Origin of the sequence: Microbacterium sp. MMO-20, from assembly GCF_037147735.1 — a bacterium.
GTDB lineage: Bacteria > Actinomycetota > Actinomycetes > Actinomycetales > Microbacteriaceae > Microbacterium.
The window spans coordinates 24,405-30,923 of record NZ_JBBCUU010000016.1 but is presented as its reverse complement, the minus strand read 5'-3'; the positions used below and the strand labels follow the sequence as shown (position 1 = coordinate 30,923).

The window sequence follows — 6,519 nt, the reverse complement described above, 5'->3', positions numbered from 1 at the left end:
ACGAGGTTAATTGGCATTTGACAAGTGCACGCTGTTGAGTTCTCAAGGATCGGACGCTCCCCCCACCCAGCCTCACAACCAGACAGAAGGGCAACTTCTCAATCTTAGACCTTTGCCGCGATCTGTCAAATCAGACGATCACGACCCGGCCTGTCCATCCCAAGTCCAAGGACCCTGTCACTTCGGGGAGCTTCGTGGGATGAAGATGTTCACTGCTTGAGGGGGCGGGGCCTTCCGGCCCGCTCGCTCTCCCTTTGGGGCGAACAGGTAAAACATTACGCCGCTACACCCGTGCGGGCAAATCCGCTTCGCACCCCGGGCGTGTCGCGACGTCACACCCCGATGGAGGCCCGCTCGCGGGCGACCTGCGCCATTGCGCGCTCGACGGCGTCGACGTCGCGCACGGCTCCCTTGTCGGCCGAGAGCGCCATCGCTGCGTACGCGCGGAGCGCGGGCGTGACGACCCGCTCGCGATCGCGCGGGCGGTAGCCCCCGGCATCCAGCAGGCGCTCCCGGCGCTCGTCGAGCACCGCGGCATCCACCTCGAGCGTGAGGTCGCGCGTCGGGATGTCGATGGAGATCATGTCGCCGTCCTCGACGAGCGCGATGAGTCCACCGGACGCCGCCTCGGGCGACACGTGGCCGATCGACAGGCCCGAGGTGCCGCCGGAGAAGCGGCCGTCCGTGATCAGGGCGCACTGCTTGCCGAGCCCCCGGCCTTTGAGGAACGAGGTCGGATAGAGCATTTCCTGCATACCCGGGCCACCCTTGGGTCCCTCGTAGCGGATGACCACCACGTCGCCGGGCTGCACCTTCTTCGCGAGGATCTTCTCGACTGCCTCGTCCTGCGACTCGCAGACGACCGCGGGACCGCGGAAAGTCCAGATCGACGGGTCGACGCCCGCCGTCTTGACGACGGCGCCGTCGACGGCGATGTTGCCGCGCAGCACCGCGAGGCCGCCGTCGACCGAGTAGGCGTGAGCGACGTCGCGGATGCAGCCCTCCGCCGCGTCCGTGTCGAGGTCGATCCACCGCTCGGATTGTGAGAACGCCGTCGAGGAGCGCCGCCCACCCGGGGCCGCGTGCCAGAGATCCTCCGCCTGCGCGCTCGCCGACCCCCCGCGCACATCCCACTCGCCCAGCCACGCGTCGAGCGACGGCGCGTGGACGGTGTGGACGCTCTCGTCGAGGAGGCCGCCACGGTGCAGCTCCCCGAGGATCGCGGGGATGCCGCCGGCGCGATGCACGTCCTCCATGTAGTACATCCGGCCGTACGCGGGATTGGGGGCGACCTTCGCCAGACACGGGACGCGGCGCGAGATCGCGTCGATCTCGTCGAGGCCGAACTCGACTCCCGCCTCGTGTGCGGCGGCGAGCAGGTGCAGGATCGTGTTGGTCGATCCCCCCATCGCGATGTCGAGGGTCATGGCATTCGCGAAGGCGGCGGGGGTCGCGATCGACCGCGGCAGCACCGAGGCGTCGTCCTCGTCGTAGTAGCGATGCGCGAGCCGCACGGCGAGCGCGCCGGCATCCTCGTACAGCGCCCGGCGCGCGGTGTGCGTCGCCAGCGTCGACCCGTTACCGGGGAGGGAGAGCCCGAGCGCCTCGGTGAGGCAGTTCATCGAGTTCGCGGTGAACATGCCCGAGCACGAGCCGCACGTGGGGCACGCGTTCTCCTCGATGCGCTGGATGTCGGCATCGGAGATGTTCTCGTTCACGGCATCCGAGATCGCGTCGACGAGATCGAGCGTGCGCACGGACCCGTCGGTCAGCACGGCCCGGCCGGATTCCATCGGACCGCCGGAGACGAACACCACCGGGATGTTCAGACGCAACGCGGCCATGAGCATGCCGGGGGTGATCTTGTCGCAGTTCGAGATGCAGACGAGCGCGTCGGCGCAGTGCGCGTTCACCATGTACTCGACCGAGTCGGCGATGAGGTCGCGGGACGGGAGCGAGTACAGCATGCCGCCGTGGCCCATCGCGATGCCGTCGTCGACGGCGATCGTGTTGAACTCGCGGGCTATTCCCCCGGCGGCATGGATCGCCTCGGAGACGATCCGTCCTACCGGGGCAAGGTGCGTGTGGCCGGGGACGAACTCGGTGAAGCTGTTCGCGACGGCGATCAGAGGCTTGCCGAAGTCGGCGGCGTCGACGCCGGCGGCGCGCAGCAGTGCGCGTGCGCCGGCCATGTTGCGACCGTGTGTCACGGTGCGTGAACGGAGTGCGGGCATGGTCTCATTCCACGCCTCGCCGCGCGAGCGCACCAGACGGCGGTGATACTGGTATCAGCACTACCACCATCGACGAGCGAGGGATGCCATGAGCACCGAGACCGAGCAGCGACGCCGCGAGGAGCTGGCCGCCTTTCTGCGCTCCCGCCGCGCGAGGGTCGACCGCGCCGCGCTGCACCTTCCGCCGGTCGCGCGCAGCCGCGTGCCGGGCCTGCGCCGCGAGGAGGTTGCGGCCCTCGCCGGCGTCAGCTCGACCTGGTACACCTGGCTCGAGCAGGCCCGCCCGATCAACCCGTCTCGCTCGGTCCTGGAGGCGATCGCCCGGCTGTTCGGGCTCTCGGCATCGGAGTCCGACTATCTTCTGCGTCTCGGCGGGCACACCGGCATCCCGCTTACTGCAGAGGGGTCGACTGTGCCCGTGCACCTCCAACGGCTGCTCGAGTCGGTCTCGGGCCCCGCCTTCCTGCTGGCGTCGAACTGGTCGATCGTCGCGTGGAACGCGGCGTATGAGCGCCTGTACACGCGGGTCTCGACTCTGGAACCCGAGGAGCGCAATCTGCTCTGGCTCGTCTTCACCGACGCGGCGCTGCGAGAGCTCATGCCGGACTGGCACACGCAGAGCCGACGGTTCGCCGGCGAGTTCCGCGCCTCGGCCGGCCCCGCGATCGGCACGGCCGAGCTTTCCGACCTCGTGCGGCGGCTTTCTGCGGCGTCCCCCGAGTTCGCGGAGGTCTGGGCGGAGAGGGACGTCGAGACGTTCTCATCGCGCGAACGTGTCTTCGATCACCCGGTGGACGGCCGCGTCGTCTACGAGGAGCACAAGCTGCTCCCGGTAGACGCCCCGGGCCATCAGCTCGTGTGGTACTTGGAGACGGCGGCAGAGCGGCGCGAGCGGGAAAGACCTGAATAGGCAGGGTTCTGTGGCGGAGACGGAGGGATTTGAAATCGCGCCGATGCCAATCGAGCTGATCGAAACCGCATGATTCCGCAGGTTCTGAAGTCGCGGATGTGCTCCTCGATCAGGTGAGTTCGATTCGATTCGTGGCAGAAACGTGGCAGCCCGTATGGTGCCCGCTCGACCGGATTAGCCTCGATCCACCGATGAGCCTTCGGCGGGTGGCGTCGGCGTGATGGGCGCGGCGTGATCGGCTGCGGGCAGGGGTGAGTTCCGGGCGTCTCATCCCGGTTGTCCACTTCGTTGTCGGTCGTGCCGCTGGTGGCGGCGGTGGTCAGCTGGCCGCGGCCGGTGGTGGTGGTGCGTGCGTCGCGGTGAAGAGTCGGTCGAACGCGGTCTACCAGGGCCACGCGTCCGGCAGGTGCAGGATGATGCGGCGCGCCATCCGTGCCAGTCGTGCCGGCACTGAGATGAGGGTGCGGCGAATCGTCGCGGTCGTTGCCCGGGCGAGCCGCCCGCCTCGGTCGGCGATGAGTCCAGCGGCGCGAGTGAGGTTGAATGCGATCACGGCGAGGACGAGCCATGCGCTGTTCGCGGTCGCGGTACATTCAGCATCCCCGGGCGGAACTGCGCACGAAGTGAGCACTGGGTCGCCCTCCAGTCCGCGCGCCAGTGCTCGAGCGCTCACAAAGCGCAGCATCCGCGGGGGAAAGAGCGCACGAAGTGAGCGGTCGAGCATGCAGGTCACACGGCGAAGGCGGCGACGACGAGGCCCGTGCCCGAGACGGCGACCGCGCCCTCCGTGGGGGCGACCACGACGGCCTGCCCGGGATCGAGCTGCTGCGACTCGACGGACGTCGCGACCTGCACGCGACCGCTCACGCCGAGGACGATCGCGGGCACCTCCGACGCGAGCGGGAGGAGCGCGGTCGACCCCTCGAGGGTCGCGGAGACCAGCCGCAGCGGGCTCCCCTCGGGCGCGATCGTGCGCACCGGCCCCTCGACGAGAGGTCGCTCCACCGCGACGGCCCGCTCGAAGTCGGTCGCCTCCAGGAGCGCCCGCCGGTCGACGTGCTTCCGGGTGAGGCCCGCACGCACGACGTTGTCGGAGTTCGCCATCAGCTCCACGGCGACGCCCGACAGGTAGGCGTGCGGCACACCGGAGGGGACGAAGAGCGCCTCGCCCGGCTCCAAGCTCCACACCGCGAGCAGCAGGGGCGCCAGCGCGCCCGCATCCCCGGGATGGTGGCCCGCGAGCTCGGCGACGACAGCACCGACCTCGTCACCCCGCGCCACCACCTCCTCGATGAGCGGCCCGGGATCACCGTTCACGAGCACCAGCGCCTCGAAGGCCGAGCGGAGCTCCCCCGCCCGCAGCCGCTCGAGCACCGCGGGGGCGGGCGACGACTCGAGCCCCGACAGCAGGGCGACCGCCTCGTCGAGCGGCCGGAATCCGACCATCCCCCGGAACGGCGTCACCGCGAACACCATCTCCGGCTTCGCGTGCGGATCCTTGAACGTGCGGTGCGGCGCATCCAACGGGACGCCCGCACTGTTCTCGTCCGCGTACCCCGCCGCTGAGAGCTCGGTCGAGGGATGGACCTGCAACGAGACCGGCTGGCCGGGGGCGAGCAGCTTCAGCAGGTACGCGAGCTCCCCCGCGCCGCCGGCGAAGTACTCGCCTGCGCGGTCGGCGAGCAGCCGGTCGAGGGTCGTCCCGGCCGCAGGCACCGGGCTCGGTGCGGTCGGATGCGCGCCGTACCAGACCTCGGCGACCGGCTGCCCGTCGGGCTCCTGCCCGAGGAGGGCGGGGATCGCCTCGCGCGAACCCCAGTCGTATGTCTTCGACACTCCGTCGATCCTCAGCATCGCAGGCCTCAGTGCTCGCTCGTGGACGGCATGAAGCGGATGAGGGCGCGCACGAACCAGCCCGGTCTGCGGTTGCGGATCTCGGCCCGATTCTTGCGAACGACCGCCCAGCGAACCACGTTGGCCCCGATCCAGCGGATGGGCTCGGGCGGCAGGGTGGCGGGGTCCGGCTGGTCGATGAGCCGGCTGCGGCCCCACTCGTCGTCGTCGCCCGCGAGCATCGCGGCGATGATGCGCGAGCACGCGGGGATCTGCGCCAGGGCGGTCCCGTTCCAGCCGTAGGCGTAGAACACCGACCTCGCGCCGCGCAGACGTCCGATCTGCGGGATGTGGCTCGGCACGCAGTCGATGCCGCCGGTCCAGCTGTACTCGATCGGCGCATCCGCCAGCTGCGGATAGACGCGGGCCAGCTCGGCCACGGCGAGCGGCGCGCCCTCCGGCCTGCGGTTGAACGCGGCGGTCACGCGATCGCGGAACAGCGTGCGTCCACTGCCCCGCCCGAAGACGACGCGGCCGTCGGAGGTGCGCTGGTAGTAGAGCACCTGCTGCTGCGCGTCGCAGATGGCCTCGCCGCCGCGCCAGCCGAGGGCGTCGAGGCGATCGGGGATGGGGGCTGTGGCGACGACCTCGCTGTCGACGACGAACATGCGCTTCCGGAGCTCGGGGATGGACGACGCCCAGATGTTCGTCGCCACCAGGACACGGTCCGCGTCGACGGTCGCGCGGTCGGTGACGAGGCGAGCGCGGGCCCCGTCCGTGATCGAGCGGACGGGGGTGTGCTCGTGGATGACGACGCCGAGACGGTCGGCCCACCGCGCCAGGGAGCGCATCATCCGACCCGGATGCAGGCTCCCGCCACGCTCCTCGACGACGCCGACGTACGAGGCGCTCGGCCCCACCCGCGCGGCCAGGTCGGACGCGCTCAGCCGGGAGTACGAGTCCTCCCCCACCTCCGCGCCGCGGGCGAGAGCCTCGTCCCACGCGCCCTCCTGCGCTCTCGAGCTGGCGGTCCAGACCCAGCCGTCGAGCCTGAGGCCGAGATCGAGCTCGCGGTCCTCCTGCAGCTGCCGCAGCTCGCCGATCGCCTCGGCCGACGCGCGGGCGAGGCGCAGCGCCTCTTCGTCGCCCACCACCGCGGAGAGCTGGTCGAGCCGCTCGAACCAGGAGTGCACCTGACCGCCGTTGCGGCCGGACGCACCCGACCCGCAGGTGCTCGCCTCGAGCACGACGACCGAGAGCTCGGGATGCCTCTGCCGCAGCCGGATCGCGGTCCACAGCCCGGTGAGGCCGCCGCCGACGATCGCGACATCGGCGGTGATCCGCTCGGTGAGCGGCTCGAAGGACGGAGCGGAGGAGTGGGTGTCCTGGAGCCAGAAGGCCTGGTCCTGGAGGGTCGCCTCGACGGGCGTGCGGAGTCGGTAGGTGGTCATGATGTCCGTCTCGTCGGGGCGCGCGAGAGCGCGCCGAGGGAGGGTGAGCGTGCGGCCGGAGGGGCCCGGAGCGGCCGGAGGCCGAGAGGTG

General features: G+C 70.6%; 4 protein-coding genes and 1 pseudogene. 1 reads left to right on the top strand and 4 read right to left on the bottom strand.

From position 1 onward, the window contains the following. Window positions 1-332: 332 nt before the first annotated feature. Window positions 333-2,234 carry a dihydroxy-acid dehydratase gene (gene ilvD, locus WFI52_RS14080; RefSeq protein ID WP_336627589.1) on the bottom strand — a complete coding sequence of 634 codons (1,902 nt, stop codon included), beginning with the start codon at window positions 2,232-2,234 and terminating at the stop codon, window positions 333-335. Window positions 2,235-2,322: 88 nt separating this feature from the next. Between ilvD and WFI52_RS14075 the strand changes: the two genes are divergently transcribed. After that, a complete protein-coding gene (locus WFI52_RS14075; RefSeq protein ID WP_336627588.1) occupies window positions 2,323-3,144 on the top strand; it encodes a helix-turn-helix transcriptional regulator in 822 nt (273 codons plus the stop codon). Window positions 3,145-3,463: 319 nt separating this feature from the next. Here WFI52_RS14075 and WFI52_RS14070 read toward each other — a convergent pair. The 3 genes and pseudogenes from WFI52_RS14070 to WFI52_RS14060 form a co-directional block, all read right to left on the bottom strand. Beyond that, window positions 3,464-3,727: pseudogene (locus tag WFI52_RS14070) on the bottom strand (transposase); the annotation flags it as partial. Window positions 3,728-3,873: 146 nt separating this feature from the next. Further along, window positions 3,874-4,998: a mannose-6-phosphate isomerase, class I gene (gene manA, locus WFI52_RS14065; protein WP_336627587.1), complete on the bottom strand. Its 1,125-nt coding sequence runs from the start codon at window positions 4,996-4,998 to the stop codon at window positions 3,874-3,876. A gap of 8 nt (window positions 4,999-5,006) precedes the next feature. Beyond that, window positions 5,007-6,428, bottom strand: coding sequence for an NAD(P)/FAD-dependent oxidoreductase (locus tag WFI52_RS14060; RefSeq protein ID WP_336627586.1), 1,422 nt, complete (start codon window positions 6,426-6,428; stop codon window positions 5,007-5,009). Window positions 6,429-6,519: the final 91 nt, after the last annotated feature.

Bases quoted from the DNA above. Each gene is read 5' to 3' on its own strand.
- ilvD (WP_336627589.1), bottom strand. From the start codon at position 2,234: ATGCCCGCACTCCGTTCACGCACCGTGACACACGGTCGCAACATGGCC.
- WFI52_RS14075 (WP_336627588.1), top strand. From the start codon at position 2,323: ATGAGCACCGAGACCGAGCAGCGACGCCGCGAGGAGCTGGCCGCCTTT.
- manA (WP_336627587.1), bottom strand. From the start codon at position 4,998: ATGCTGAGGATCGACGGAGTGTCGAAGACATACGACTGGGGTTCGCGC.
- WFI52_RS14060 (WP_336627586.1), bottom strand. From the start codon at position 6,428: ATGACCACCTACCGACTCCGCACGCCCGTCGAGGCGACCCTCCAGGAC.